The following is a 25,074-nucleotide window of genomic DNA, read 5'->3' on the forward strand; positions in this document are numbered from 1 at the left end:
ACTAAAGGAGTGAAATTGATGAAAAAAATACCAGTAATTATTGATTGCGACCCAGGAATTGACGATGTCATGGCACTTTTATTAGCTTTTTCTCGTGATGATCTGGATATTAAGTTAATTACAACGGAGCCGGGAAATCAAACTCAAGATAAAACAATTTACAATGCTAGAGCCTTCACAAGCTATATGAAACAAAATATTGAAATCGCGAGAGGGTTGGACGCTCCTTTTTTCCGTAAACTTGAGGTTGCTGATGAGGTTCATGGGGAAAGTGGGTTAGGAGATGTCATTTTACCGGAGCCGGATTTACTTGAAAGTGATCGAACAGCTATCAATGCTATAACAGATGTTTTAACTAAAAGTGAGGAACCAATCGTTTTAATCGCAACTGGCCCTCTTACAAATATCGGAGCATTGCTGCTTGCTCATCCAGAAGTAAAAGGAAAAATCAGTTATATTTCGTATATGGGTGGCGCAGCTGTTGCCGGCAATATGAGTCCTTTTGCAGAATTTAATGTCTATGTTGATCCGCATGCAGCCGATATCGTTTTTCGTTCAGGAATTCCTATTGTCATGAGCGGACTTGATGTTACTCATAAAGCGTATGTCAATATGGAAGAATTGGATCAAATTGAAAGCATGGGTACAGATTTATCACATAAAATTAGTTCTATGCTTCGTTTTTATATACAAAATGCCAAAAATACTGATTTCCGAGAAACTGATTTTGAAAATGGTATTCGTTTACACGATTTATGTGCTGTTTCATATGTTGTCACTCCAGAACTTTTCAAAGGGGAAGATTGCTTTGTGGCGGTTGAAACAGAAGGGCGTCATACGGCTGGTGCGACCGTTGTCGATTACATGCACCGTTCCGGCAAACCTCATAATGTAAAAGTATTACACTCGGTCAATCATGAAGCTTTTGTCAATCAATTTATAGAAGCGGTTGCAAAAATGAGCCGTCAAATCAGTCAATAATAAAAAAGGTGGGAAACCAAGATGAAACGTAGTTTTAAAGATGACTTTAATATGATGTCTATGCTTCTTATTCCAATTGGTGTAGCAGTTAACATTGTCGGTTTTCAAATTGCTAACGTTTTAAGGCTCCCTATTTTTCTTGATACGATTGGAACCATTTTAATCGGGGTCGTTGCTGGTCCATGGGTAGCATTACTTGCTGGATTAATTACAAACCTTATTAATGGCATTTTCAATCCTACGTATTTTCCGTATGCGATTACATCGATGGCGATTGGTTTAGGAGTAGGGTACTTGGCTAAAGGCGGAATGTTTAAAAATATTCCTAAAACGATTATTTCAGGTATTGTCATTACATTCATTGCTGTTATCGTATCTGCCCCGATTACAGTGCTTGTTTTTGGAGGAGCTACTGGAAGTACAGGATCGCTTCTTACAGCTACATTCCTTGCTTCAGGACAAAAAATTTGGAGTGCCGTATTTGCTTCATCTTTTATCTTTGAAATTGCGGACAAAGTAGTATCTGTTCTAATCGTATACTTTATTGTAAGAAAAATGTCTGATCGCTATTTATCAAAAATGAATTACGGAACGCTATATATGAAACGTGAAAGCAATAACTAATTGTTTCATAAACTCTTTCCGCTCTGCCTGAGCGAAAAAGATTCTACTTTTTCTAAGGAGGGTTCACAGTGCAAAAAAATTTCATTCAGCAGCTGCATCCATTGACTAAATTCTTCTTTGCATTGTTTGTATCAGCTTCCGTTCTTATTATTCCCGGGTTCATATTCTCATTTTTAGTTTTTCCAATGTTACTTCTGATCGCTGTTGCTGCAGGTGTTGCGAAAGAATTTTTTGGAACGGTCATGAAAGCTTTGTTATTTTTACTAATTATCGTTTTCTTCATGCAGCTCTTTTTCTATCCAGGTGATCATTTGATTGGACAATGGGGAATATTTAAATGGACTGAGGAAGGCTTAAATTACGGATTAACGCTTACTTCTCGTATTCTTGCTATGGGCTCTGTCTTCCTATTATTTTTCCGTTTGACAGAAGTTCGTGACTTTGTGAAATCGCTTGAAGACGCTGGTCTACCTCCGATGGGAGCGTATGTTGTTTTATCAACACTACAAATTATTCCTGAAATGCGACGTCAGGCGAACACAATTATGGATGCTCAAAAAACACGTGGGGTCGAAACGGAAGGGTCCATGTTGACTAGAGCGAGAGCATTTATCCCAACCTTAACTCCTCTCATATTATCATCGATATCAAGTACTGAAGAACGAGCAATTACTCTAGAATCGAGAGCGTTTTCTGCGCCAACAAAAAAGACAAGTTTGCATAAGCTGACAAAAAGTACAGCTGATCGAATTCTACCATTCATCTACTTGATTATTTTACTAGGAATGGTGTTATGGAGGATACTTACATGAATTCCATCATTGAAATGAAAAATGTCTCGTATCGATATCCAGTCAGTGATGATTGGATTATAAAAAATGCATCTTTTACAATTGAAAAGGGAAAATTTACAGCCATTATCGGCAATAATGGTTCCGGTAAAACGACTCTTTGTAATATCATTCGTGGATTCATTCCACATTTTTATAAAGGAGTGCTTGAAGGGGACGTTATTGTAGATGATAAAAAAATAATAGAGTATCAATTAGGTCAATTAGGAGAAAAAATTGGCTATGTTTTTCAAAATCCTTTCATCCAAGTATCAGGAGTAAAAGATACGGTTTTTGAGGAAGTAGCATATGGGCTCGAAAATTTAGGGGTAGAAGAAAATGAAATTATAGACCGAGTAAATGAAATATTACAGCTTGTTAAAATCGAGCATTTACGAGAAAAACATCCGATGGGACTCTCTGGTGGTCAACGTCAACGTGTTGCTCTTGCTTCAATCATCGTAATGAATCCCGATATCCTTGTTATTGACGAGCCTACATCTCAGTTAGACCCAATTGGAACGGAGCATGTTTTTGATATCATTCGCCTTATGAAAGAAAAGGGAAAAACAATTATTCTAGTCGAACATAAAATGGACTTAATTGCTGAATATGCAGACAATCTTATCGTCCTCAATGAAGGTGAAATTGTTTTACAAGGTCCGACGCGAGAAGTTTTTGCGGATCCACGATATGGAGACTGTAACATTCAATACCCTCATGTAACCGAGGTCGCTCTAAAATTACAAAAAAATGGTGTTAATTTAAAATATGTCCCAATTCGTAACGAAGAATTACCTGAAAGCATTAGTTGGGCAAGCGTAGGGGAGAGTGTTTATGACTGAACTTCAATTGAAAAACGTTAGTTTCGCTTATCCCGATGGAACAAAAGCGTTAGAAAACTTCACACTTACTGTTCCTGCTGGCCAACGTCTAGCTATTATTGGGCAAAATGGGGCCGGAAAAACGACCGCAGTAAAATTGATGAACGGTCTTTTAAAGCCAACTGAAGGTACGGTTTATGTTGGGGATTGGGATACAAGAGATTATACGACAGCTCAAGTATCCCGAAAGGTCGGCTATGTATTTCAAAACCCGGACGATCAAATTTTCCATAATGAAGTGGAATTAGAAGTTCAGTTTGGGCCAAAAAATATGGGCTTTGATCCAGAACGTGTAGCGCTGCTAACAGATTGGGCGATGGAGTTATGCGGAATTAGTAATGTTTCACACGAAAATCCTTATAATCTCCCATATTCCGTACGTAAATTTGTTACCATTGCTTCCGTTTTGGCAATGGATTCCGATGTAATTATTTTGGATGAGCCGACTGCTGGACAGGATCGGATTGGATTAGATTTATTAAGTAGGCTTTTAGACGAATTGGAGGGCAAAGGAAAGACTGTTATTACAATTACACACGATATGGAATTTGTCACGGAATATTTCTCCCGAATCGTTGTAATGGCAAATCGAAAAATTATTGCAGATGATGATTCAGAACATATTTTTTATAACCATGCGATATTAGAAGAAAGTATGCTGAAACCGCCTGCAGTTGCTAAAATGGCCAACATATTGGGCTTGGAGAAAGGTATTTTGACAAAAGGTCAATTATTATCCGTATTAAAGACAAGAGATTTTAAGAGAGGATGATAATTGGTGGATATTGCATTAGTCGGGAGCATCAATATAGATCTGGTCTATCGTGTTCCTTATATTGTAAATAACGGTGAAACGCTTCACAGTGTTTCCCATAGTGTTCATTTTGGTGGAAAAGGTGCTAACCAAGCTGTAACTGCAAGCCAACTAGGAGCAGATGTTCATTTTATTGGAAAAGTAGGCGAAGATGAATTCGGGGAACATGCGATAAAAAATTTACAAGATAAAGGCGTTTCTGTTGATTCCGTACGTAAGGAAGGGGCTACTGGGCAAGCGATCATCCAAGTGACAGATGTTGGTGATAATGCAATCGTTTTATTTTCCGGTGCAAACTTTTTAGTGACACCTAAACAAATTGAACAGGAAGCTACTATCATTTCTTTAAGTAAGGTCCTCCTTCTTCAGCTTGAAATACCGCTTGATACAGTTGAAAGGGCCGTGGAAATCGCATCTCAACATGGAAAAATCGTTATCCTAAATCCAGCACCTTCACAAAAATTACCGAATTCTTTATTGAAGAATATTACATTTCTAACTCCGAATGAAACAGAACTTGCGCAGTTGACGGGTATTGAAACGACAACGGAAGAAAATATTCGCTCCGCTTGTAGTTTATTGCTGGATAAAGGGGTTGGAACGGTAGTCGTTACACTTGGATCCAAAGGCTCTTTTTATATGAATCGTAAAGAAAGTGGCTGGGTACAAGCGTTGAGCGTTGACACGATCGATACAACTGGTGCGGGAGATGCATTTAATGGAGCATTGGCAGTAGGGCTATGTAGGGGAGATTCACTTCGAAGTTCGATTGAGTTTGCCACGAAAGTTGCCGCTTATGTCGTGACTCAGAAGGGTGCTCAACCACTTATCCCAGATTCAATTTTGGAATAAATGATAACCGTAGCACTTCGTCGGAGTGTGGTTGACAGACCTTTCAGGATGTCTTTAGACATGGCTCAGTCCACCAGCCGATTCCATTTAGTTGTATCAGGGGATAATGGTAGTAAGAAAAAGATTTTGACTATACTTAAGGAGAATTGGGAGCTTTAATTAGGAGGTCTAAATCTTTTAGTCAAAAATTAATAAAATTTGTTGTATTAATAATTAATTTAAAACATGGTGTTTTAGACAGAATTACAAAGATGTGATTCTGTCTTCTTCATTATTTGGTCTCCTAGGGTAAATATTTTACCCAGTATATTCAAGGAAAATAAATACTCGATGTCGAATTATCCTATATAGAAAAGTATATTATTTTGGGTGTTAATTGTGACTATGGTTATTAGGCGTAATAAACGTGATAGGAATGGTTAGAATACTTGCTTTCTGTAGATGTGATTTGCAATATTAAAATTTAGTAAACTGTAAAAGAGAAGATACTTATGAGTGAGGATAAAACTTTGTATTCGTGTATATTCCAAATAACCATAATTATGCATATTTCTTTCTAGAAACAAAAAATAATTTTTTGGGAGGTGTTTGGCACATGGATTCAAAGGAAAAGGAAACACCAGAAGAAAAAAGAGAACGTTTAAGACAAAGTGAATTAAAAAATAATCCTACTGGTTCTCTAAATGATGGAGTAAATAGAGGAATTGGTGGGAATTTAGCTGGTATGGGTTGGAAAGATACAGTGGTATTGATTTTAGTGTTATTTATAGGATATATTGTATACAAATTAATTAATAGGTAAAAATAAATAATTTTCAGAAAATTCATCCTTTTTCGACATCTGTGTGTTGATATAAAGAAAATCAAAGAAAGGATGATAATAATATGTTCAAAAAAATCTTTACTTCTATTTTTGCACTGTCTCTTTTCGGATTTTTGTCAATGGGTACAAGTTATGCAAGAGACGATTTATCAAACTCTAAGTTACTAGATGATGCTCAAGTTAAAGTCAGTATTACTAATGATGAAACGGGAGAAACAATTTTTTAGATCCAATCATTTTAAAAAATAATCTGAACGTTAAATCTTTTAAGCTTGACAATGAATCAGAAGTTTTCGGTTATGATGTTTTTATTCCTATAGAAAATCAGAACTCTCTAAATTTTACTCCTTATGATGTCGGTGGGGGTTTAACAACTGAATCTGGAATCACTGCTAGGTTATACAGTGAATATAATTTAAGATCAAATAACTCAGAGATTAAATTAAATAAAGTATATGGCGGTTGGTCTCCGAGTAACCAAATGTTTAGATTATCAAATAGATCAGTTAACGCACATTCTGGTTCTGCACTTGGTACTAGCCTTCCTGCGAAAAATCCAACGTCAAATAGTTTCAATTATACTACTGGATTTGGATGGAATATGTTTGGGGGTGGAGATGGTAGTCCAAGAGCTTGGTCTTCAGTAAAAGTTTCAATAACTGGAATGACTTCAACATCAACTGTTAAATTGGACATCACATTCCCTAATAAATAACAAGTAAAAGACCTTTTAGATTTTTGAGAACGAGTATAATATTCAAAAGCTAGTATAACAGGAGATTGGGACAAAACTAGTAGATATCCATGGAAAAGAGAAATCGATATTCATTCGATTTCTCTTTTTTCTTAGATTTGATTATTCTATTTTCTATATCCAATTTCGCTGTTAATAGGCGTGTATTTCCGAAGATTTACTGCCTTTAAAGTAAATTAGCCTTCAGGAATCCAAAAACTGGATCGACATCGATTTTCCGATGTCGATAGATAGCACCTATTTTTTCTTCTGAAAGCATTGATGGCGTAGGTGATTTCAATTTCTTGAAGTTTTATTTCTATATCTAGCGGTAAAACAATTTGATTTATTTTATACTTTATAAACAAATATAAGGACACTTCTTCCAATTGGTTATTGTGTGGTAACTTAATTTTATTGAAGATGTCCTTTCTTTTTTATCAAAATTTATATGTTCAAATACAAAGCCCGGAAAACTTTACTGTTCGTAAAATTTCCGAGCATCTTACTATATTTCACTTTTTATTGACGTTTTATCCCAAATCCCTCTGATTTACCTATCTCTTAAAAATAAATATAAGTAGCAATTCACCTGTTGGAATTCTCGCCACTGTTAAATCCTCTCTGAGTAAAAAAAAACTTTCTCCTTAAAAGCAGGAATAATACTTAGGGGATCGAAATAATGTAGTATGTAATGAAATTTCAACACAAAGGGGATAAAAATATGACATTGAAACAAGGGATAAAACCAGAGGATCTATATCAATTAAAATCGGTGGCGGATCCACAAGTATCACCTGATGGAACAGAAGTTGTCTACGTAGAAACATATATTGATGAGAAGAAAAAGGACTATGTGTCTAATTTATTTTACATAAACTTGAATGAAAAAAAGCCTCAACAATGGACATTTGGTGAAGATAAAACGAATTCACCTGTTTGGTCTCCAGATGGCAATAAAATTGCGTTTGTGTCAACGAGAAATGGCAAGCCACAAATTTTTGTTCTTGCTAAAGCAGGTGGGGAAGCGCAACAAGTGACTAATTGTAAAAACGGTGCGACATCACCTACTTGGTCGCCGTGTGGAGAGAAAATTGCCTTCTCTGTCAAGCTTGGTAAAGATGAAAACATTGATGATAAAGCTGAAAAGAATCAGAAAGAAGACAAAGAACTAAAACCTCTTGAAATTGAGAAGATGAAACATAAATCAGATGCAGCTGGATTTTTGGATATGGAGCAATTTTCTCAAATTGCAATCGTCCATCTTGAATCTGGCGAATTAGAGCTAGTGACGGAAGGGAAACATAATTTACAGCTTGGCACATGGTCTCCGAACGGTAAATATCTTTCTTACACTGCAGACTTAACAGAGGATCTAGACTTTTCATTCATAAGTGATATTTACTTATTGGATTTAGAAACGAAACATGGTCGTAAGCTAACGGAAGGAACAGGGGTATTTTATCAAACTTCATGGTCTCCAAACAGCCGTTATATAGCATATGTTGGAAGTGAAAGAGAATTTGAAAATGCGACGCATGCAAAGCTATGGATTTATGATTTGGAAAATAACAATAAGACATGTGTAACGAGTGAATTTGACGTACCTGTTGGTGATTTTGCCATTGGCGATTTCCTTCAAGGCGTAGTTGCTCCGCATGTCCAATGGTTGGAGGATAATAAAAGCTTTTATTTCCAAGTGACTGATCGCGGAAATACAGCTATTTATTTTGGCAATCTATCGGGAGAATTATATCCAGCTATACATGATGATCAGTATGTATACGGTTTTTCGCTTGATCATAAAAATGATAAAGCGGTAGTGGCAATCAGTACGACGACAAATCCTGGTGATCTATTTTACGTAAATTTAAATACAGGTGAAAAGGAACAGCTTACTAAAGTTAATGAAGAATTTTTAAAGACGAGAGAATTGTCTGTTCCGGAAGCAGTTGAATTTGAAGGGGCAGATGGCTGGAAAGTAAGCGGCTGGATGATGAAGCCAGTCGGATATGAGGAAGGGGAAAAATATCCACTTATTCTTGAAATCCACGGTGGTCCGCACGCTATGTATGCCAACACCTATTTTAACGAATTCCAAATCCTTGCTGCACAAGGTTTTGCGGTTCTGTATACGAATCCCCGTGGAAGCCATGGATATGGTCAAAAATTTGTGGATGCAGTCCGTGGTGATTATGGCGGCAATGATTATAATGATTTAATGGCGGCTGTTGATTATGCATTGGAGCATTATGATTTCATTGACCAGGACCGTCTTGGTGTTACAGGTGGGAGCTATGGGGGCTTCATGACAAACTGGATTGTCGGACAGACAAATCGCTTTAAAGCAGCAGTTACGCAACGTTGCATTTCTAACTGGATAAGCTTTTATGGCGTAAGTGATATCGGCTATTATTTCAATGACTGGCAAATCCAGGCGGGACTAGACAATATAGAGAAGCTATGGAATCATTCGCCACTTAAATATGTAGACAATGTGCAGACGCCACTGTTAATTTTACACAGTGAAAAAGACTATCGCTGTCCGATTGAACAGGCAGAGCAATTATTTATCGCCTTAAAACATCGTAAAAAAGAAACAAAATTTGTCCGCTTCCCTGAGTCTAATCATGAACTTTCAAGGAGCGGAAAACCAACGTTAAGAATTAATAGACTTGAATATATTAGGGATTGGTTTGTGGAATATTTATAGGAGAGATATTGGTGGCTTAAGAAGTGAAAATACTTCTTAGGCCACCTTTTTTTCAATCCGAATAAAAACACGTTAAAGAGGTGTAGTTTAGTTATCCTTTCAAATTCAGTTTGTAGAAAGCACAAGATTTTGTCAGTTTGATTCAGACTATAAAGAACTGAAATTCGATTATTGTATATGTTATGGAACTAGATGAGCGGAAACACATTTTTGAGAAACGGTGCTGCGGAATTATTCATTAATAATTCCGTAATATACTATATCCTCGTATTTACCGTCTTTTATGACATGATCCTTTAAAATTCCTTCTTGTTTCATACCAAGCTTCTCCATTACTTTTCCAGAAGCGGGGTTCGATGAAAAATATCGTGCAAATACTTTATGCATTTTCTTTTCTTCAAAGGCAAATTGTAAAATCGACTGTGCTGCCTCTGTTGCATAACCTTTTCCCCAATATTGCTCACCAATCCAATAAGCTATTTCTCCTTGGTTAAAAGGTTTATTGTTCGATAATCCAATTGCTCCATATAAGTCCCCAGTTTCTTTATCTGTGACTGCAAACTCGTATGAAAAATCCTCGATAAAATTATCATAATGGAATTCTATCCATGATAATGCATCATCTAAATTATACGGAAAAGGTAGGTACAACGTGCTTTTATAAATATTATAATTATTGCAAAGTGTCGCAACCGTTTCTGCATCGGATGTTTGAAATAATCTAAGAACGAGCCTTTCTGTTGTAATCATTAATTTTTCAGGAACATATCCCATTCAATCATCTCCATTAATTAATAATTTCGCACTCATCACCAAAAGTTGAGGGTGACATTTGTTAAAACTTATGTCATGTGAGTAGATTATTTAGAGTAGAAACAGGGCGACTCCTTGGGGATTAACATTACAGATGAGACCTTATATCAGAGGAACGAAAAAAACAACACATCCTGTGATAACGCCTTCGTGGCCAACATCCTAATGCCCAAAGTAGATCATCGGACGCCCCTAGGAAAGCGTTCGGTCGAAACGAAAATCAACTTATATAATGGCGATGTGACTATAATTTGTAAATTACATTATATGATAAGTGGGAAATTCAAACAATGACAAGAGAGGGGGTTAGCAAAAATATTTCTCCCAAACAAAAAAAGACAGAATTCTAAGAAAGCAATTCTGTCTTTGTATCATTTAGTTGAGTTTTTCAATAAAAACAACTTTTAAATAATTGAATTCAGGATATTCACGTGGGGCACGGAAATCCTTTGGTAAGCTGAATTCTTCAACAATTTTATAGCCTGTTTTTGTTTGCTTAAATGCTTGGTCAATAAAGCTCTTGAACTTTTTCATCCCAAAGCTTGCGTTGTTCGTTGAGGCAACGATGATACCATTTTTCTCGGTAATGGCGATTGTATCCATGAGTAATTTAGGATAGTCTTTCGCCGTTGAGAATGTTCTTTCCTTCGTACGTGCAAAGCTAGGTGGATCTAACACAACTAGGTCAAATTTTAAATTGTGGCGCTGAGCATATTTAAAATAGTTAAAGACATCCATTACTTTAATATCCTGTGATTCGTAATCAATGCTATTGACGCTAAATTGCTCAATTGTTTTGGCTAAACTACGCTTTGCTACATCCACACTTGTCGTTTTTACTGCTCCTCCAAGTGCCGCCGCAACAGAAAATGCACCAGTATATGAGAACGTATTGAGCATATTTTTACCTTCTGCATAACGTTCACGAATGGCAAGTCTCACTTCTCGTTGATCGAGGAAAATACCTGTCATGGCGCCATCGTTTAAATTAACAGCGTATTTCATATTATTTTCCGATACGATAATTGGAAATTCGCCAGGCGTTCCCATGACAAAATCGTCCTGTTCCATATACTGACCTTTCGTATCGAAACGTTTTTTCTCATAAATGGCTTTGTAGTTTACGGTCTCAGCAAGGGCTTCATATACTTCTTCTTTAAATGAATAAATGCCGGCGCTATACCAGCTTACCATATAGTAAGAGTCGAAAAAGTCAATGGTTAAACCGCCTATGCCATCACCCTCGCCATTAAAGATACGAAAGGCTGTTGTGTGAGGATTGTTGAAAAATGCTTCTCGATTTTGTATGGCCTTTTTAAATTTTTTCATGAAAAAGGCTGTGTCTATATTTTCGTTAGCATCGGTTGTTAGTACCCAACCAATACCTTTGTTTTGCAAGCCATAGTATCCTGTACCGATAAAGCGGTTATGATTATCCATAAGTCTTAATAGTGCGCCTTCCTCTTTTGGAAGATGACGTGCATCAACGGCATCCTTTGAAATAAGAGGATAGCCTTTTCTTAATTGATCGGAAAAGGGATTGTTAATTTGTAAAGCAATTGTTTGTGTCATGTTGTCATCCTTTAAAAAAACATTTTGCTCTATTATCGCACTATTTTATATGGATAGACAAACTTATTTCACGAAATTAGCAATTTTTTCAGTCGTTTCAATAGTTGCTTGTTCGAAAAAATTCATTTTGCTAAAGTAACTATGGATTAAACCGGTCATATTTACATGCTCAACAGTCACTCCTGCATCCGCGAGCTTATGTGCGTAAGCAAGACCTTCATCGTAAAGGACATCTGCTTCTGCTGCAATAATAATCGTTTTTGGTAAAACGCTTAAGTCCTCAATCTGAAGTGGGGAAACATATGGATTTTTATAGTTTTGTCTATCTGCGTAATGACCTGCAAACCATTGCATTCCTTCTTTGTCTAAGCCATAGTTTTCCCCGTAAGCACTGTAGGAAGCCGTTGTAAAATCAACATTGACTACAGGATAAATCAGTGCTTGAGTTTTAATCGCAGGTCCATTTAATGTAGCAGCTAAGTAGGCGACAACAGTTGCTAAGTTTCCACCTGCGCTATCACCAGCTACTGTTAGATTTGCTGTATCTCCGCCAAAATGTTGGATGTTCTCATAAACCCATTTTAAAGCGTCATAGGCATCGTAGAGCGGAGTAGGGAATGGGTATTCTGGTGCTAGGCGATAATCGACCGATACTACGATTGCTTGGGCTTTTTTTGCTAATAGCTGACAGCCTGCATCCGTGGAGTCTAAATTCCCAAAAACCCAACCTCCACCGTGATAATATACAATGACAGGAAGTTTTTTGTCTAAAACAGGTTTATAAATGCGCACATTAATTTGCGCACCATCTCGAACTGATATTTTTCTATTTTCAATTGCCGCAAGCTGTGGGCTATATGGTGACGTCCATTTTGGCACTATTCGAATGGCTCTTACTTCTTGTGGTGTTAAATCATAGTACGGTTTAGAAGAATCACTTGCCTTAATATAACGGATCGCTTCATCTCTTAACTTCGTCATCTTCATCAATCCTTTTAATTTCATTTGGTAATCTTATTATAAACTATTCTTATAATATTACTATGAATTAATGTTGGAAAAGAAAATAATTTAATTTCTAAGCAGAAATAATCTGATTGTAAAGTAAAATTATGTTTATAATATAGAGAACGATAGTATTTGGAGGGACAATATGATTTCTTTAATTGTGGCACATGATAATAATTATGTGATTGGTTATGAAAATGGCATGCCGTGGCATTTGCCTGGAGATTTAAAATATTTTAAGGATAAAACGATGGGGAAGCCAATGATTATGGGGCGTAAAACATTCGAATCCATCGGTAGACCGCTTCCTGGTCGTCGCAATATTGTCATTACTCGTGACGCAAGTTATCATGCGGACGGGATTGAAGTGGTGACAAGTTTAGAGGGTGCCCTCGCCCTTGCTGGAGATGTTCCAGAAATTATGATAATTGGTGGCGAGCAAATTTTCCGTTTATGCATGGATATAGCTGATCGCTTGTACATTACAAAAATTAACCATTCGTTTAATGGGGATACATATTTCCCGAATTATGAACAGAATTTTGAACAAGTATCCTCTGAGGAGCCGGAAACAGCGCCAGAAGGTTACACATTCCAATATCAGATTTTTGAACGTAAGAACTAAATAAAATAGGTACTACGAAGCACGGTGATAAAATGACCGTGCTTTTTTGGCGTTACAAAAAAATAAAGGTTTTTGGAAATATTTGTAGAATAAATGATTGTAAGGCTCATCAGCATTATGAGGGCTTGATTTTCGTTCCAACTGGGCGCTTTAAATTCGATAATCCTATCGTAGTGCCGAATAGAAACATCAAGTGACGGAAAGAAACGCCGGAGTGACGGAATGAACCATCAAAGCGACGGATAGAAATGTCGAAGTGACGGAAAGGACCATCGAAACGACGGAAAGGAACTTCGAAGTGACGGAAGGAGCCCCTGAAGCGACGGATAAAAATGTTGAAGTGACGGAAAGGTCCATCGAAACGACGGAAAAACAATCAAGCGACGGAATGAACCTTCGAAGCGACGAAAAGAGTCATCAAAGCGACTGATAGAAATGTCGAAGTGACGGAAAGGACCATGGAAACGACGGAAGAACGATCAAGCGACGGAAAGAACCGCCGAAGCGACGGAGAGAGTCATCAAAGCGACGGATAGAAATATCGAAGTGACGGAAAGGACCATGGAAACGACGGAAGAACAATCAAGCGACGGAAAGAACCGCCGAAGCGACGGAGAGAGTCATCAAAGCGACAGATAGAAATATCGAAGTGACGGAAAGGACCATCGAAACGACGGATGAACAATCAAGCGACGGAAAGAACCGCCGAAGCGACGGAAAGAGCCATCAAAGCGACGGAAAGAGTCGTCGAAGTGAAGGAAAGAGCTATCGAAACGACGGAAGAACAATCAAGCGACGGAAAGAACCATCAAAGCGACGGAAAGAAACGTTGAAGTGACGGAAAGGACCATCGAAACGACGGAAGAACAATCAAGCGACGGATAGAAATGTCGAAGTGACGGAAAGAATCATCAAAGCGACGGATAGAACCGTCGAAGTGACGGAAAGAGCTATCGAAACGACGGAAGAACAATCAAGCGACGGAAAGAGCTATCAAAGCGACGGATAGAATTATCGAAGTGACGGAAAGGACCATCGAAACGACGGATGAACAATCAAGCGACGGAAAGAACCGCCGAAACGACGGAAAGAGCCATCAAAGCGACGGATAGAACCGTCGAAGTGACGGAAAGGGCCATCGAAACGACGGATGAACAATCAAGCGACGGATAGAACCGCCGAAGCGACGGAGAGAGTCATCAAAGCGACGGATAGAAATGTCGAAGTGAAGGAAAGGACCATCGAAACGACGGAAGAACAATCAAGCGACGGAAAGAACCTTCGAAGCGGCGGAAAGAGCCATCAAAGCGACGGATAGAAATGTCGAAGTGACGGAAAGAGCCATCGAAACGACGGATGAACAATCAAGCGACGGACAGAACCTCCGAAGCGACGGAAAGAACCATCAAAGCGACGGAAAGGAACTTCGAAACGACGGAAGAACAATCAAGCGACGGAAAGAACCGCCGAAGTGACGCACAATGCCCGGTCGAATTCGGTATCGAAATTGCCGATTTAACTCCTAATGCAAAATTAACGATTTTTGAACAGTCTAATCATAACCCGTTTATTGAGGAAGAAGAAGTTTTTAAAGAATTTGTTCAATTGACTTTATAATTTTTACATTTCAATATTAGATTCAATCAGAAGGGGAGCATCTGTGAGAAAAATAACTTTATCAAATGGAAAAACAGTAGAAGTGGAATGTTTGAGCTGTGAAATCACGAGTGGACGCATTGAACCAGATGGAGGCGTGGTGATTGAGACGGACTATTTTCATGCTCATCAAGATGTTGCTTATCCGATAAAGGGATTAATCATTCTAGCTTCTAAGCGCCATATTACATGTTTTGATGAGCTAAACGATGAGGAAAAAATGGATTATATAAATCTATTATCAAAAATCAGAAAAGCTCAAAGGGACGTATTAGGGATAGAGCATGTTTATTATTTTTACAATGAAGATACGACACATCATTTTCATACTTGGATGGTGCCTCGCTATGAATGGATGTATGAATTTGGATGTTCCGTAGAATCAGTTAGACCAGTTCTACTTCATGCGAGGAATAAAATGAATAATAAAGAGAATATGCGTGATGTCATGCATGCATTGAAGGTATTAACGAAGGAGTTAAAAGATTGACCCCTATAACAATATAAAAAATCGCTCCTTTATATGTGAAGAGAGCGATTTTTTGTCAATTTTATAAGTAAAAATAAACACAAGCATACATCGAGCCACAACCAGCTAACACAAAGAGGTGCCAAATTGTATGATTGTAGGGCAGGGATCGCCATGCGTAAAAAATGGCTCCAATTGTATAGAAAAGCCCACCTGCTAACAGTAAAGCAAAACCATTAAAGCCTAAGTAAAGATAAACAGGTTTAATCGCAAAAATAATCAACCAACCCATACCGATGTAAAAAATTAAAGAAAGCTTCTCAAATCGATGAATAAAAAAGCATTTAAAAATAACGCCTAATAACGCAAGTGACCAAATAATACATAGTAAAGTAATACCTAATGTCCCGCCGACCGCAATAAACAGAAACGGTGTATACGTTCCAGCAATTAAAATATAAATTGAAGAATGGTCAAGAATGGCGAAAATGTGTTTATATTTTTTAGGCATACTATGTAGCAGCGTTGACATTAAAAATAAAATAATAACTGAGGCACCAAAAATACTAAACGTTATAATTTGGACCGCACTTCCGGTTTGTACAGCTGCTAAAATAAGTACAACTAGCGCTGGAATACTTGCGATAAATCCAATGCCATGGGTAATGGCATTCCACAATTCTTCTTTCCATGTTTTATAGTCAAATGAATCTAGCATATCGAACACTCCTTTTGTGCATATATTTACTATACGCCAATAATTTTCATCTTGCTATTCACATTTGTCATGTTTTCATTATCAAAATTGTCATAGTGATGGTTAATTGTTTGGAGGTCTTTGTTAGACAAGTACCCGACAAAACGTTATAGTATGCAAGGTAGCGGTTACAAAACAGACTAAATAGGGTGATGTCTAATGACAATTGTCATGTTTACATAATGATTCGTTAGTCTATATAATTAATTTTAATGATGTAAAAGGATGTGTCGAAGTGGGACGAATTCATATAGTAACAGACTCAACTTGTGATTTAACAAAAGAGGAAGTAGCGAAGCATGGTATACATATTGTGCCTTTAACGATTCAAATTGATGGAAAAACATATACAGATGGTGTTGATATAGAGCCACAATCTTTTTTAAGCTCCATGCAGAATACCGAAAATTTGCCTAAAAGCTCGCAACCTGCACCGGGGAAATTTAAAGAATTATATGATGAGCTAGGTAAAAATGGAGATCAAATTTTGTCAATTCATATGACTGGTGGCATGAGTGGAACAGTTGAATCAGCTCGTCAAGCAGCGCAAATGACGGATGCAGATGTAACTGTTATTGATTCACGTTTTATCGCCTTTGGTCTAGCGTTTCAATTACGAGAGGCAATTCAAATGCGTGATGCAGGTGCTACTGTCGAGGAGATTATGGAACGTCTGGACAAGGTGCGAGAAAATACGTATTTGTATGTTGTTGTCGACACACTTGATAATTTAATTAAAGGCGGACGTATTGGGAAAGGTAAAGGTCTAATCGGTTCTTTACTGAATATCAAAGTCATTGCAAACTTAGAAGGTGGCGCATACAATCCCGTAACCAAAGTACGTAGCCATAAACAGGTTGTGAACTACCTATTTAAACAATTCCAAGCAGATACTGCCGGAAAAACAGTAAAGTCAGTTGGGATTTCTCACGCCGATGGAATGGTAACGATGGGGGGACCCTTAAAAGAATTGGTCGAGGGAACAGGTTTTAATGACGTAGGAGTTGCCTTTACTTCACCAATCATTTCGACACATACTGGTCCAGGTGCAATTGGATTTATGTATTTTGCAGAATAATAGATAAGAGCTACTACATAAGTAATTGTAGTGGCTTTTTATTTTCATGTGGAATGGATAAGTGCAAAACGGTATACAATTGGAGAAAAACAACTTAAACGGACACATTTTGAGGAATACTTAGGTATAGTCACTTTTCATTGCAGTATAAACTATTCTATAATAGAAGAAACAGCAAATGATGGAAGGTGGTCAAATGAACATTTGGCGAATACTCGTTTTGTCATGTTTGACCGTCTTAGTACTTAGTAGTTGTGCAATATCAATAGATGAACCGAATCCGCAAGCTGAACCGGGAGGGGAGCAAGCAGGGACGGAGCAAGATAAGAGACAGGATGAGCAACAAACAGAAAATGAGGAAAAAACCTCAAGGAATGTATTTACGCAGATTTTTGAACATTTTTTTGAGCCAACTCCTGAGGATTTACGGCAAATTGATGATGAAAGCGCAAAACAACTAAATTATTTGGCACTCGGCGATTCTTTAACAGCCGGTGTCGGTGATGAGTATAATCAAGACGGTTTTGTAGGTAGATTAACAGATTCATTAACAGCTTGGCCCTCGATCTCTGACGTTGAGGTCGATAATCGAGGGAAAAGAGGAAGACGTAGTGATCAGCTATTAAAATTAGTGGAAAAAGGGCATTATGATGAAGAGTTGCAAGAAGCACAACTCATTTCAATTACAATGGGTGGAAATGATGTTATGAAGATAGTCAGAAAGGATCTGTTGAATTTAAAACGAGATGCTTTTGATAAAGAATTGCTGGCGTTTAAGGAACGCTATAGTAAAATCATTTCCGGTATTCGAGAAAAAAATCCAACAGTGCCCTTAATTCTTATCGGTTTTTATAACCCATTCTCGATCGTGACAAATGAAGCCAATGAATTTGAAACGATTATTAAGGAGTGGAATAAGGTCATTGAAGACATAGCGAATGAAGATGTGAATGCTTGTTATGTATCAGTGGAGGACTTGTTTGATTCGAATAAAGAGCTCGTTTATCATACGGATTTCTTCCACCCAAATGCAAAAGGATATGAAAAAATGACAGAGAGAATTTTAGAAGCAATGGAGAAATGTAGTATGGAACAAAAGATTAACAAGGAAATAGGCTTCGAGGAGTGACAAAATGAATAAATGGAAATTCGCATTTTTTGCCTTGGCGGGCACAGTGCTTTTTGCAATCCTCCTCGTCGTTTATTTAGCAACTAGACCAGTAAATGTAGCAAATTTAGCGGAGAGTTCAGAAGGTGAAAGTGAAGTAAAAGGAAATATTCTCGTTGTCCAAACAACAACGAAGGAATTGGAATCTATATCGAAAAAGTATTTAAAGGATGCTTCTAAAGGATCACCATTACCGTTGGACTTTACCATTGATGATGATATTCAATTAACAAGTAAATTAACGGTGTTCAATACAGACATCGATATTTCTATGAACTTCGATCCTGTTGTCGATAAGAAAGGTAATATTATTTTAAAACAGACAGGAATGAATGTTGGGCTTTTAAATATTCCGCCAGAGACAGCCATGAAAATAATGCGAGACTCGGTGGAATTCCCTTCATGGATTACAATCAATCCAAATAAAGCGGAAATATATATTGACTTATCACGTATTAACATTGATTCAGGAACTCGTGTCCGGGCAAAGGAATTAGACTTATCGAAAGATCAAATTTTACTGGAGATTATCGTTCCTGGTGAATAAGGAGTGAAATGAGTGGCAAAGCAGTATGCAACATTTGCAGGTGGATGTTTTTGGTGTATGGTCAAGCCCTTCGACGAAACACCTGGTATTGAATCGGTGATTTCAGGCTATACAGGTGGACATGTTGTCAATCCAACATATGAACAAGTATGCTCTGAAACGACAGGGCATGTTGAAGCGGTTCAAATTACGTTTGATGATGAGTACTATTCTTATGAGCAATTACTTGCGACATTTTGGACATTAATTGATCCAACTGATGCGGGTGGACAATTTTATGATCGTGGGGAGTCCTACACAACTGCGATTTATTATCACAATGAAGAGCAACGTGAATTAGCAGAACGTTCTAAAGCAGATTTAGAGGAATCAGGTAAGTTCGATAAGCCTATTGCAGTAAAAATTTTACCAGCAAGTACGTTTTATTCAGCTGAAGATTATCATCAATATTATTATAAGAAAAATCCAATGCACTACGAGCGCTATGCTGTCGGTTCTGGTCGCAAGGCGTTTCAGGAGCAACACTGGGGGCTAAAAAATGAATAAGGCACAACGATTAAAAGAACTAACGGACATGCAGTATTATGTGACACAGGAAAATGGCACAGAGCAACCGTTCCGTAATGAATTTGATAAACACTTTGAAGAAGGTATTTATGTAGATATCGTTTCAGGCAAGCCATTGTTTAGTTCCTTTGATAAATTCGATTCAGGTTGTGGTTGGCCAGCGTTTGCAAAGCCAATTGAAAAGGAAGAAGTCACAGAGCATTTCGATACATCACATGGTATGCGTCGCGTAGAGGTTCGCAGTAAAGAAGCTGACTCTCATTTAGGACATGTTTTCCCTGATGGACCGAATGAACTTGGAGGCCTACGCTATTGTATTAACTCCGCTGCTCTCCGCTTTGTTCCGAAAGAGGATTTAGAAAAAGAAGGCTATACAGAATATCTTTCATTATTTAAATAACAACAACTCCTAGCAGGATATATCTTGCTAGGGGTTGTTTGTTTTAAGATGTTTTTTTTGTATCAAGAGCGACGGATAGACTTGTCAAACCGACGGAAAGAACTATCGGACCGACGGAAAGAATAGCTGAAGTGACGGAAAGGGCGATCGAACCGACGGAAGAACAACCAAGCGACGGATAGACTCATCAAACCGACGGATAGAACCATCGAACCGACGGATGAACAATCAAGCGACGGATAGACTTGTCGAACCGACGGAAGAACAACCAAGCGACGGATAGACTCATCAAACCGACGGAAAGAACTATCGGACCGACGGAAAGAACAGCCAAAGTGACGGATAGAACCATCGAACCGACGGAAGAACAATCAAGCGACGGATAGACTTGTCAAACCGACGGAAAGAACAGCCAAAGTGACGGATAGAACCATCGAACTGGCGGAAGAACAACCAAGTGACGGATAGACTTGTCGAACCGACGGAAAGAACTATCGGAACGACGGAAAGAACAGCCAAAGTGACGGATAGAACCATCGAACTGACGGATGAACAACCAAGTGACGGATAGACTTGTCGAACCGAAGGAAAGAACTATCGGAACGACGGAAAGAACAGCCGAAGTGACGGATAGAACCATCGAACCGACGGATGAACAACCAAGCGACGGATAGACTTGTCAAACCGACGGAAAGAACTATCGGAACGACGGAAAGAACAGCCAAAGTGACGGAAAGAACAGCCAAAGTGACGGATAGAACCATCGAACCGACGGAAGAACAACCAAGTGACGGATAGACTTGTCAAACCGAAGGAAAGAACTATCGGAACGACGGAAAGAACAGCCAAAGTGACGGATAGAACCATCGAACCGACGGATGAACAATCAAGCGACGGATAGACTTGTCAAACCGAAGGAAAGAACTATCGGAACGACGGAAAGAATAGATGAAGTGACGGAAAGAACCATCGAACCGACGGAAGAACAATCAAGTGACGGATAGACTTGTCAAACCGAAGGAAAGAACTATCGGAACGACGGAAAGAACAGCCAAAGTGACGGATAGAACCATCGAACCGACGGAAGAACAACCAAGCGACGGATAGACTCATCAAACCGAAGGAAAGAACTATCGGAACGACGGAAAGAACAGCCAAAGTGACGGATAGAACCATCGAACCGACGGATGAACAATCAAGCGACGGATAGACTTGTCGAACCGACGGAAAGAACTATCGGAACGACGGAAAGAATAGCTGAAGTGACGGATAGAACCATCGAACCGACGGAAGAACAACCAAGCGACGGATAGACTCATCAAACCGACGGAAAGAACTATCGGACCGACGGAAAGAACAGCCAAAGTGACGGATAGAACCATCGAACCGACGGATGAACAATCAAGCGAGGGATAGACTTGTCAAACCGACGGAAAGAACTATCGGAACGACGGAAAGAACAGCCAAAGTGACGGATAGAACCATCGAACTGACGGATGAACAATCAAGTGACGGATAGACTTGTCGAACCGACGGAAAGAACTATCGGAACGACGGAAAAAACAGCCGAAGTGACGGATAGAACCATCGAACCGACGGATGAACAATCAAGCGACGGATAGACTTGTCAAACCGACGGAAAGAACTATCGGAACGACGGATAGAAAAGCTGAAGTGACGGATAGAACCATCGAACCGACGGATAGAACTTCATAATTGTTTAGGAATATTAAATGATTGATCGTGCAATTCTAAATCCGATATCATCAATAAAGAAATCAGGCATACTCTTACGTCGACAAGTAGCTCCACATCCACGTTCTTCTTCAGCCCAACTTCCTCCTCGAATTATTCGGTAATTACCAAATATCTCTTCATCGTATAAGTCCCAGCACCACTCCCAAACATTTCCTATCATGTCGTACAAGCCCCATTCATTAGGTATTTTTTCACCAACTTGGTGTACATGTTCATTAGAATTATCTTTATACCAAGCAATTTCATCAATATTACCATACCGATATCCTGTTGATTTTGCTTTACATGCATATTGCCATTCAGAATCTGTTGGTAATCGAAAACCATTAGAACTAGGATTGCATACAACTGATTTACTTTTCTTATCACAATCATAAAACCTATCATAGCCTAGAGCGTCAGACAATGAATTACAAAAATTTACTGCATCTATCCATGAAACATTAACAATTGGTTTATGATCCTGTATTGTTGTTAAAAATTTCTTCCCCGTAATAATCGAATAAAGTTCTTCAGTTACAGTATATTTGGCAAGATAAAATGGCTTTATCTCAACATTCCAAATAACTTCTTTTAAATTTTTTCTTATACCCGGCATTCCAAATTTATAGTTTGAACTAATCCATTTTTGCTCGTTTCGATAATCTCGTAGGTGGATTTCTCCTTCTGGAATATACACCATTAATTCTTTTAAGTAATGATTTAAGTTAGTTTTCATTGTTCTCTCCAAATCTTTAACTATTGTTTTTAGACATTACTTTCATAGTCTCCATCCATGGATTAAGGTAAAATGCTTGTTTATATTAATTACCTATCGTCCATACAATAATGACAAACGATATCTAAAAACTCCAGCGCTAGATCATGTATCTGCTTCATTTATAATGAACATCTTTCCGGACATTAAACTTTAAATTCACTAACAAGATTCCGCAGACTATCTGCTTGTTGAGCAAGCTCTATGGCCGCGGCATTAATTTCCTGCATGGATGCAGTTCCTTGGGTTGCCGTAGCTACAGAAGTGAATGTGTTGGCCGCTGATTGTTCAGCGTAGGCATTCACATGGACAAAATCATTCGCTACAGCGTTGCTATAATCAAGAGTTATTGTAATTTCCTCTACCATAGCAGCGATAATTGTCGTCGTTTCATTAGTATGCGTTAAAATATTGGCTAAAGATTGATTTGTTTCATTCGTTACTTCAACGCCACGAATAACGGACGTGACACCTTCATAGTTTTGAGAGATGATAGATGTCACTTCCTCTTGAATTGACGTTACAATGGATGTGACTTCTTTTGCGGCACTTTGAGATTGCTTTGCTAGCTTTCGAACTTCATCAGCTACAACAGCAAAGCCTTGTCCGTGCTCACCAGCGCGTGCTGCCTCAATTGCAGCATTTAAGGCAAGTAAATTTGTTTGTTCAGAAATCGCTGTAATCGTGCCGATAATGGATGTAATGTCGGCAGATTTTCTACCAAGTGCTTCTACTGTGGTAGTAGTGGAGGCCATCGTTTCTTCAATAGATTGCATCACTAACGAAGATTGTTGAACAGAGCGACTACCTTCATCAGCTGCTTGTCGCATTGACAAAGATGCATGTTGTACAGCTTTTGCTTGCTCATTTAACTTGTGCACAGAATGCTCAAGATCACTCATTTTTTGTTGAGCGCTAGTCATACTAGAAATCGTATTCTCACTATCACTAGCGATGTCAGTAGTGGTATCTGCAATATTCTGTATAGTACGGGCATTTTCATCTGCTAATGACATTAATTCCTGACTACTGCTTGATACATGGTCCGCCAGTCCGCTGACACGTTTAATCAAATTAGAGATTGATACAATTAGTATATTGGTTGAAGCGGCAATAGTTGAGAATTCATCATGATTACGAACGTTAACGCGTCGTGTCAGGTCTCCGCCAGCCTGTGCAATATCGAGAATGGAATGGTTAATAGCTTGTGTATTGTTTTTTAATGATTTAAATAACATATAACCAAAAATAATGATTGCGATAAATCCTATTAGTGAAATGAAGAAGAAAGAAGTAATAGATAGTGTAACCTGCTTGTTAAGCTTATCTAATTTTGTTTTATTTGCATCATCCATAACCGAATTAATAGACTCAATATTTTTATCGATATGCTGCTTCATCGATTCTCCAGTACCGCCCATCATAAGTTTGCGAGCTTGCTCAAGACCGAGTTCATTACGCATTGTCATGACCTTAGTAGAGTATTCAAGATAATTTTTATAATATTGATCGATTGCCTGTATATGACCTAGCTCTAGCTTTCTGTCTGTAAACTGCTTTTCTAGGGCAGTAATTTTTTTATCTATGGAATCAATTTTCATATTGTAAGAAGTAGCATAACTCCCATTCCCACTAATTAAATAGGCCTGTTCTAAATTGGTAAGTAGCGCAATTTCATACGCAAGTTGGTTGACAGTTAGTTGTTCTTGGACGTTTTTCTCAGTGAAATTCTTCATTTGTTTTTGTAAATTCTGTATATTGGCATACGACATTATGCCCATCGTGCCATTAATGATGATAAGGAGAGAAAATATAATAAGCACTTTGCCTCGAATTAAATGGTAAAAACGTTGTCGTTTTTCTTTAGTGAGAGGGAGATTATGCCTACTATCCTCTAAATCATTTCCTTTCATTTTTGAAAAGCTATTTTTAAAGAGAAACAGGCGTTTTTGTACGGAATTGCTGGATTTATGAGAGTTTTTCATCGTCATCACCTTCCTGTTTTTGATAGTTGATTTAAATTTTACCTTATTTTTCTAGGTATTTCTATTGTTTTTTCGCAAAATTCTTATTTCTTGAACTGCAAAGAATAGTTTTTTTGTGTGACGAAAGTCTATAGAGGATAAGAAAATAGTGCTGTTATTTCTAATAGGAGAAAATGCTTAATTGGTTTTGTTTATCTTCATTCAGTAAATGTTTTATGTTGCAAAAGCAAGTAAGGTTGGTGGAAGATTAACTTCCCATAAAAGCCTGATTGTAGAAGACTTAGATGATATTTTTTGATAAACTAGCGAAAAGCAGATGAATAAAGAGGGGAATTCTAAGTATGAAAAAGAGCTTTTATTTGTATGTACTAACTTTCAGAGGAGGGGATTGGTCAGATCCGAAGGTACGATTTGCGGAGGAAGTGTTCAACGAGCATAATTTTCCGAAGCAAAGTACAGACTTTGATGAGCTATCTACTTATATTGAATCGTTCGCCACTGACAATTTAACAACAGAAATGTTTGATGAATTATGGTCTTTATATGTAGAGCAAGGATGAAAATAGCTTAAAACAATATAATTTATTAAAAGTTGCTAGACGTCTAGCGTTGCGAAAATATGAGAAACACAGTATTATTTATAGTGACAACTGACAGAAA

General features: G+C 38.0%; 35 protein-coding genes and 1 pseudogene. 18 read left to right on the top strand and 18 right to left on the bottom strand.

Annotated elements, in window-relative coordinates; genetic code table 11:
* Positions 1–18: 18 nt before the first annotated feature.
* The 9 genes from QUF91_RS13100 to QUF91_RS13140 all read left to right on the top strand — a co-directional run bounded on the left by QUF91_RS13100 (position 19) and on the right by QUF91_RS13140 (position 9,254).
* Positions 19–981 (top strand): nucleoside hydrolase, encoded by a 963-nt coding sequence (locus QUF91_RS13100; protein WP_289418054.1) that lies wholly within the window; start codon positions 19–21, stop codon positions 979–981.
* 21 nt (positions 982–1,002) lie between these two features.
* Positions 1,003–1,605: an ECF transporter S component gene (locus tag QUF91_RS13105; protein ID WP_289418055.1), complete on the top strand. Its 603-nt coding sequence runs from the start codon at positions 1,003–1,005 to the stop codon at positions 1,603–1,605.
* A gap of 68 nt (positions 1,606–1,673) precedes the next feature.
* Positions 1,674–2,417 (top strand): energy-coupling factor transporter transmembrane component T family protein, encoded by a 744-nt coding sequence (locus QUF91_RS13110; RefSeq protein WP_289418056.1) that lies wholly within the window; start codon positions 1,674–1,676, stop codon positions 2,415–2,417.
* Positions 2,414–3,280, top strand: coding sequence for an energy-coupling factor ABC transporter ATP-binding protein (locus QUF91_RS13115; RefSeq protein ID WP_289418057.1), 867 nt, complete (start codon positions 2,414–2,416; stop codon positions 3,278–3,280). The genes QUF91_RS13110 and QUF91_RS13115 overlap by 4 nt, the downstream gene beginning before the upstream one ends.
* Positions 3,273–4,091, top strand: coding sequence for an energy-coupling factor ABC transporter ATP-binding protein (locus QUF91_RS13120; protein WP_289418058.1), 819 nt, complete (start codon positions 3,273–3,275; stop codon positions 4,089–4,091). The genes QUF91_RS13115 and QUF91_RS13120 overlap by 8 nt, the downstream gene beginning before the upstream one ends.
* A gap of 6 nt (positions 4,092–4,097) precedes the next feature.
* Positions 4,098–4,985, top strand: a complete 888-nt coding sequence (gene rbsK, locus QUF91_RS13125) for a ribokinase (RefSeq protein ID WP_289418059.1) — start codon at positions 4,098–4,100, stop codon at positions 4,983–4,985.
* Positions 4,986–5,580: 595 nt separating this feature from the next.
* A complete protein-coding gene (locus QUF91_RS13130; RefSeq protein WP_285397229.1) occupies positions 5,581–5,787 on the top strand; it encodes a DUF6366 family protein in 207 nt (68 codons plus the stop codon).
* 83 nt (positions 5,788–5,870) lie between these two features.
* Entirely contained in the window at positions 5,871–6,035 is a 165-nt protein-coding gene (locus QUF91_RS13135) for a hypothetical protein (protein ID WP_289418060.1), read from the top strand.
* Between the two features lie 1,230 nt (positions 6,036–7,265).
* Positions 7,266–9,254: a S9 family peptidase gene (locus tag QUF91_RS13140; protein WP_289418061.1), complete on the top strand. Its 1,989-nt coding sequence runs from the start codon at positions 7,266–7,268 to the stop codon at positions 9,252–9,254.
* 231 nt (positions 9,255–9,485) lie between these two features.
* On the opposite strand, the gene QUF91_RS13145 is transcribed toward QUF91_RS13140, so the two are convergent.
* From QUF91_RS13145 to QUF91_RS13155, 3 genes are all read right to left on the bottom strand, one after another.
* A complete protein-coding gene (locus QUF91_RS13145) occupies positions 9,486–10,028 on the bottom strand; it encodes a GNAT family N-acetyltransferase (protein ID WP_285397232.1) in 543 nt (180 codons plus the stop codon).
* Positions 10,029–10,442: 414 nt separating this feature from the next.
* The gene (locus tag QUF91_RS13150; RefSeq protein WP_289418062.1) at positions 10,443–11,639 is read right to left on the bottom strand and encodes a class I SAM-dependent rRNA methyltransferase; all 1,197 of its coding nucleotides are present in this window, start codon (positions 11,637–11,639) and stop codon (positions 10,443–10,445) included.
* A gap of 63 nt (positions 11,640–11,702) precedes the next feature.
* On the bottom strand, positions 11,703–12,620 hold the full coding sequence (locus tag QUF91_RS13155) for an alpha/beta hydrolase (RefSeq protein ID WP_289418063.1): 918 nt from the start codon (positions 12,618–12,620) through the stop codon (positions 11,703–11,705).
* A 172-nt stretch (positions 12,621–12,792) separates the two neighbouring features.
* Between QUF91_RS13155 and QUF91_RS13160 the strand changes: the two genes are divergently transcribed.
* A complete protein-coding gene (locus tag QUF91_RS13160; protein WP_289418064.1) occupies positions 12,793–13,272 on the top strand; it encodes a dihydrofolate reductase in 480 nt (159 codons plus the stop codon).
* Positions 13,273–13,387: 115 nt separating this feature from the next.
* On the opposite strand, the gene QUF91_RS13165 is transcribed toward QUF91_RS13160, so the two are convergent.
* From QUF91_RS13165 to QUF91_RS13190, 6 genes are read right to left on the bottom strand one after another with little or no spacing between them, the layout of a single operon-like run.
* On the bottom strand, positions 13,388–13,648 hold the full coding sequence (locus tag QUF91_RS13165; protein ID WP_289418065.1) for a hypothetical protein: 261 nt from the start codon (positions 13,646–13,648) through the stop codon (positions 13,388–13,390).
* Between the two features lie 41 nt (positions 13,649–13,689).
* Positions 13,690–13,854, bottom strand: a complete 165-nt coding sequence (locus tag QUF91_RS13170; protein ID WP_289418066.1) for a hypothetical protein — start codon at positions 13,852–13,854, stop codon at positions 13,690–13,692.
* Between the two features lie 41 nt (positions 13,855–13,895).
* A complete protein-coding gene (locus QUF91_RS13175) occupies positions 13,896–14,060 on the bottom strand; it encodes a hypothetical protein (RefSeq protein ID WP_289418067.1) in 165 nt (54 codons plus the stop codon).
* Between the two features lie 20 nt (positions 14,061–14,080).
* The gene (locus QUF91_RS13180; RefSeq protein WP_289418068.1) at positions 14,081–14,245 is read right to left on the bottom strand and encodes a hypothetical protein; all 165 of its coding nucleotides are present in this window, start codon (positions 14,243–14,245) and stop codon (positions 14,081–14,083) included.
* Positions 14,246–14,283: 38 nt separating this feature from the next.
* Positions 14,284–14,430 carry a hypothetical protein gene (locus QUF91_RS13185; protein ID WP_289418069.1) on the bottom strand — a complete coding sequence of 49 codons (147 nt, stop codon included), beginning with the start codon at positions 14,428–14,430 and terminating at the stop codon, positions 14,284–14,286.
* A gap of 41 nt (positions 14,431–14,471) precedes the next feature.
* Positions 14,472–14,636, bottom strand: coding sequence for a hypothetical protein (locus QUF91_RS13190; RefSeq protein WP_289418070.1), 165 nt, complete (start codon positions 14,634–14,636; stop codon positions 14,472–14,474).
* A 103-nt stretch (positions 14,637–14,739) separates the two neighbouring features.
* Between QUF91_RS13190 and QUF91_RS13195 the strand changes: the two are divergent.
* Both QUF91_RS13195 and QUF91_RS13200 read left to right on the top strand, forming a co-directional pair.
* Positions 14,740–14,889, top strand: a pseudogene (locus QUF91_RS13195) (alpha/beta fold hydrolase); the annotation flags it as partial.
* A 43-nt stretch (positions 14,890–14,932) separates the two neighbouring features.
* The gene (locus tag QUF91_RS13200; RefSeq protein WP_289418071.1) at positions 14,933–15,418 is read left to right on the top strand and encodes an HIT family protein; all 486 of its coding nucleotides are present in this window, start codon (positions 14,933–14,935) and stop codon (positions 15,416–15,418) included.
* A gap of 61 nt (positions 15,419–15,479) precedes the next feature.
* Here the strand turns inward: QUF91_RS13200 and trhA are convergent, their stop codons facing one another.
* Complete coding sequence (trhA, locus tag QUF91_RS13205) at positions 15,480–16,115, bottom strand: PAQR family membrane homeostasis protein TrhA (RefSeq protein WP_285396953.1); 636 nt, start codon at positions 16,113–16,115, stop codon at positions 15,480–15,482.
* Between the two features lie 274 nt (positions 16,116–16,389).
* Here trhA and QUF91_RS13210 point away from each other — a divergent pair, with 274 nt between their 5' ends.
* From QUF91_RS13210 to msrB, 5 genes are all read left to right on the top strand, one after another.
* Positions 16,390–17,232: a DegV family protein gene (locus QUF91_RS13210; protein ID WP_289418072.1), complete on the top strand. Its 843-nt coding sequence runs from the start codon at positions 16,390–16,392 to the stop codon at positions 17,230–17,232.
* Between the two features lie 196 nt (positions 17,233–17,428).
* Positions 17,429–18,361, top strand: a complete 933-nt coding sequence (locus QUF91_RS13215) for a GDSL-type esterase/lipase family protein (protein WP_285396951.1) — start codon at positions 17,429–17,431, stop codon at positions 18,359–18,361.
* Positions 18,362–18,365: 4 nt separating this feature from the next.
* Positions 18,366–18,947 carry a YpmS family protein gene (locus tag QUF91_RS13220; protein ID WP_289418073.1) on the top strand — a complete coding sequence of 194 codons (582 nt, stop codon included), beginning with the start codon at positions 18,366–18,368 and terminating at the stop codon, positions 18,945–18,947.
* Between the two features lie 12 nt (positions 18,948–18,959).
* Positions 18,960–19,493 (top strand): peptide-methionine (S)-S-oxide reductase MsrA, encoded by a 534-nt coding sequence (gene msrA, locus QUF91_RS13225; RefSeq protein ID WP_285396949.1) that lies wholly within the window; start codon positions 18,960–18,962, stop codon positions 19,491–19,493.
* Positions 19,486–19,914: a peptide-methionine (R)-S-oxide reductase MsrB gene (gene msrB / locus QUF91_RS13230; RefSeq protein ID WP_285396948.1), complete on the top strand. Its 429-nt coding sequence runs from the start codon at positions 19,486–19,488 to the stop codon at positions 19,912–19,914. The genes msrA and msrB overlap by 8 nt, the downstream gene beginning before the upstream one ends.
* A 62-nt stretch (positions 19,915–19,976) precedes the next feature.
* Here the strand turns inward: msrB and QUF91_RS13235 are convergent, their stop codons facing one another.
* The 8 genes from QUF91_RS13235 to QUF91_RS13270 all read right to left on the bottom strand — a co-directional run bounded on the left by QUF91_RS13235 (position 19,977) and on the right by QUF91_RS13270 (position 24,414).
* A complete protein-coding gene (locus tag QUF91_RS13235) occupies positions 19,977–20,285 on the bottom strand; it encodes a hypothetical protein (protein ID WP_289418074.1) in 309 nt (102 codons plus the stop codon).
* A gap of 20 nt (positions 20,286–20,305) precedes the next feature.
* Positions 20,306–20,554 carry a hypothetical protein gene (locus QUF91_RS13240; RefSeq protein WP_289418075.1) on the bottom strand — a complete coding sequence of 83 codons (249 nt, stop codon included), beginning with the start codon at positions 20,552–20,554 and terminating at the stop codon, positions 20,306–20,308.
* On the bottom strand, positions 20,509–20,781 hold the full coding sequence (locus tag QUF91_RS13245; protein WP_289418076.1) for a hypothetical protein: 273 nt from the start codon (positions 20,779–20,781) through the stop codon (positions 20,509–20,511). The genes QUF91_RS13240 and QUF91_RS13245 overlap by 46 nt, the downstream gene beginning before the upstream one ends.
* Positions 20,782–20,838: 57 nt before the next feature.
* Entirely contained in the window at positions 20,839–21,072 is a 234-nt protein-coding gene (locus tag QUF91_RS13250; protein ID WP_289418077.1) for a hypothetical protein, read from the bottom strand.
* Positions 21,045–21,296: a hypothetical protein gene (locus QUF91_RS13255; protein WP_289418078.1), complete on the bottom strand. Its 252-nt coding sequence runs from the start codon at positions 21,294–21,296 to the stop codon at positions 21,045–21,047. Before QUF91_RS13255 ends, QUF91_RS13250 begins: the two co-directional genes overlap by 28 nt.
* A 57-nt stretch (positions 21,297–21,353) precedes the next feature.
* A complete protein-coding gene (locus QUF91_RS13260; protein ID WP_289418079.1) occupies positions 21,354–21,521 on the bottom strand; it encodes a hypothetical protein in 168 nt (55 codons plus the stop codon).
* A gap of 122 nt (positions 21,522–21,643) precedes the next feature.
* Positions 21,644–22,390 (bottom strand): formylglycine-generating enzyme family protein, encoded by a 747-nt coding sequence (locus QUF91_RS13265; RefSeq protein ID WP_285396945.1) that lies wholly within the window; start codon positions 22,388–22,390, stop codon positions 21,644–21,646.
* 185 nt (positions 22,391–22,575) lie between these two features.
* Positions 22,576–24,414 (bottom strand): methyl-accepting chemotaxis protein, encoded by a 1,839-nt coding sequence (locus QUF91_RS13270; protein ID WP_289418080.1) that lies wholly within the window; start codon positions 24,412–24,414, stop codon positions 22,576–22,578.
* Between the two features lie 341 nt (positions 24,415–24,755).
* Between QUF91_RS13270 and QUF91_RS13275 the strand changes: the two genes are divergently transcribed.
* Positions 24,756–24,974: a YozE family protein gene (locus QUF91_RS13275; protein WP_285396943.1), complete on the top strand. Its 219-nt coding sequence runs from the start codon at positions 24,756–24,758 to the stop codon at positions 24,972–24,974.
* Positions 24,975–25,074: the final 100 nt, after the last annotated feature.

Source organism: Lysinibacillus sp. G4S2 (assembly GCF_030348505.1).
Classification (GTDB): domain Bacteria; phylum Bacillota; class Bacilli; order Bacillales_A; family Planococcaceae; genus Lysinibacillus.

Excerpts from the sequence above, each read along its gene's own strand:
- QUF91_RS13140 (WP_289418061.1), top strand. The coding sequence starts at position 7,266 with ATGACATTGAAACAAGGGATAAAACCAGAGGATCTATATCAATTAAAA.
- QUF91_RS13150 (WP_289418062.1), bottom strand. The coding sequence starts at position 11,639 with ATGACACAAACAATTGCTTTACAAATTAACAATCCCTTTTCCGATCAA.
- QUF91_RS13105 (WP_289418055.1), top strand. The coding sequence starts at position 1,003 with ATGAAACGTAGTTTTAAAGATGACTTTAATATGATGTCTATGCTTCTT.
- QUF91_RS13215 (WP_285396951.1), top strand. The coding sequence starts at position 17,429 with ATGAACATTTGGCGAATACTCGTTTTGTCATGTTTGACCGTCTTAGTA.
- QUF91_RS13255 (WP_289418078.1), bottom strand. The coding sequence starts at position 21,296 with ATGGTTCTATCCGTCACTTTGGCTGTTCTTTCCGTCGGTCCGATAGTT.
- QUF91_RS13265 (WP_285396945.1), bottom strand. The coding sequence starts at position 22,390 with ATGAAAACTAACTTAAATCATTACTTAAAAGAATTAATGGTGTATATT.
- QUF91_RS13100 (WP_289418054.1), top strand. The coding sequence starts at position 19 with ATGAAAAAAATACCAGTAATTATTGATTGCGACCCAGGAATTGACGAT.
- QUF91_RS13160 (WP_289418064.1), top strand. The coding sequence starts at position 12,793 with ATGATTTCTTTAATTGTGGCACATGATAATAATTATGTGATTGGTTAT.
- QUF91_RS13245 (WP_289418076.1), bottom strand. The coding sequence starts at position 20,781 with ATGGTTCTATCCGTCACTTTGGCTGTTCTTTCCGTCGTTCCGATAGTT.
- QUF91_RS13135 (WP_289418060.1), top strand. The coding sequence starts at position 5,871 with ATGTTCAAAAAAATCTTTACTTCTATTTTTGCACTGTCTCTTTTCGGA.
- QUF91_RS13240 (WP_289418075.1), bottom strand. The coding sequence starts at position 20,554 with ATGGTTCTATCCGTCACTTCGGCTGTTCTTTCCGTCGTTCCGATAGTT.
- trhA (WP_285396953.1), bottom strand. The coding sequence starts at position 16,115 with ATGCTAGATTCATTTGACTATAAAACATGGAAAGAAGAATTGTGGAAT.
- QUF91_RS13275 (WP_285396943.1), top strand. The coding sequence starts at position 24,756 with ATGAAAAAGAGCTTTTATTTGTATGTACTAACTTTCAGAGGAGGGGAT.
- QUF91_RS13270 (WP_289418080.1), bottom strand. The coding sequence starts at position 24,414 with ATGAAAAACTCTCATAAATCCAGCAATTCCGTACAAAAACGCCTGTTT.
- QUF91_RS13220 (WP_289418073.1), top strand. The coding sequence starts at position 18,366 with ATGAATAAATGGAAATTCGCATTTTTTGCCTTGGCGGGCACAGTGCTT.
- QUF91_RS13155 (WP_289418063.1), bottom strand. The coding sequence starts at position 12,620 with ATGACGAAGTTAAGAGATGAAGCGATCCGTTATATTAAGGCAAGTGAT.
- QUF91_RS13145 (WP_285397232.1), bottom strand. The coding sequence starts at position 10,028 with ATGGGATATGTTCCTGAAAAATTAATGATTACAACAGAAAGGCTCGTT.
- QUF91_RS13115 (WP_289418057.1), top strand. The coding sequence starts at position 2,414 with ATGAATTCCATCATTGAAATGAAAAATGTCTCGTATCGATATCCAGTC.
- msrB (WP_285396948.1), top strand. The coding sequence starts at position 19,486 with ATGAATAAGGCACAACGATTAAAAGAACTAACGGACATGCAGTATTAT.
- QUF91_RS13130 (WP_285397229.1), top strand. The coding sequence starts at position 5,581 with ATGGATTCAAAGGAAAAGGAAACACCAGAAGAAAAAAGAGAACGTTTA.
- QUF91_RS13120 (WP_289418058.1), top strand. The coding sequence starts at position 3,273 with ATGACTGAACTTCAATTGAAAAACGTTAGTTTCGCTTATCCCGATGGA.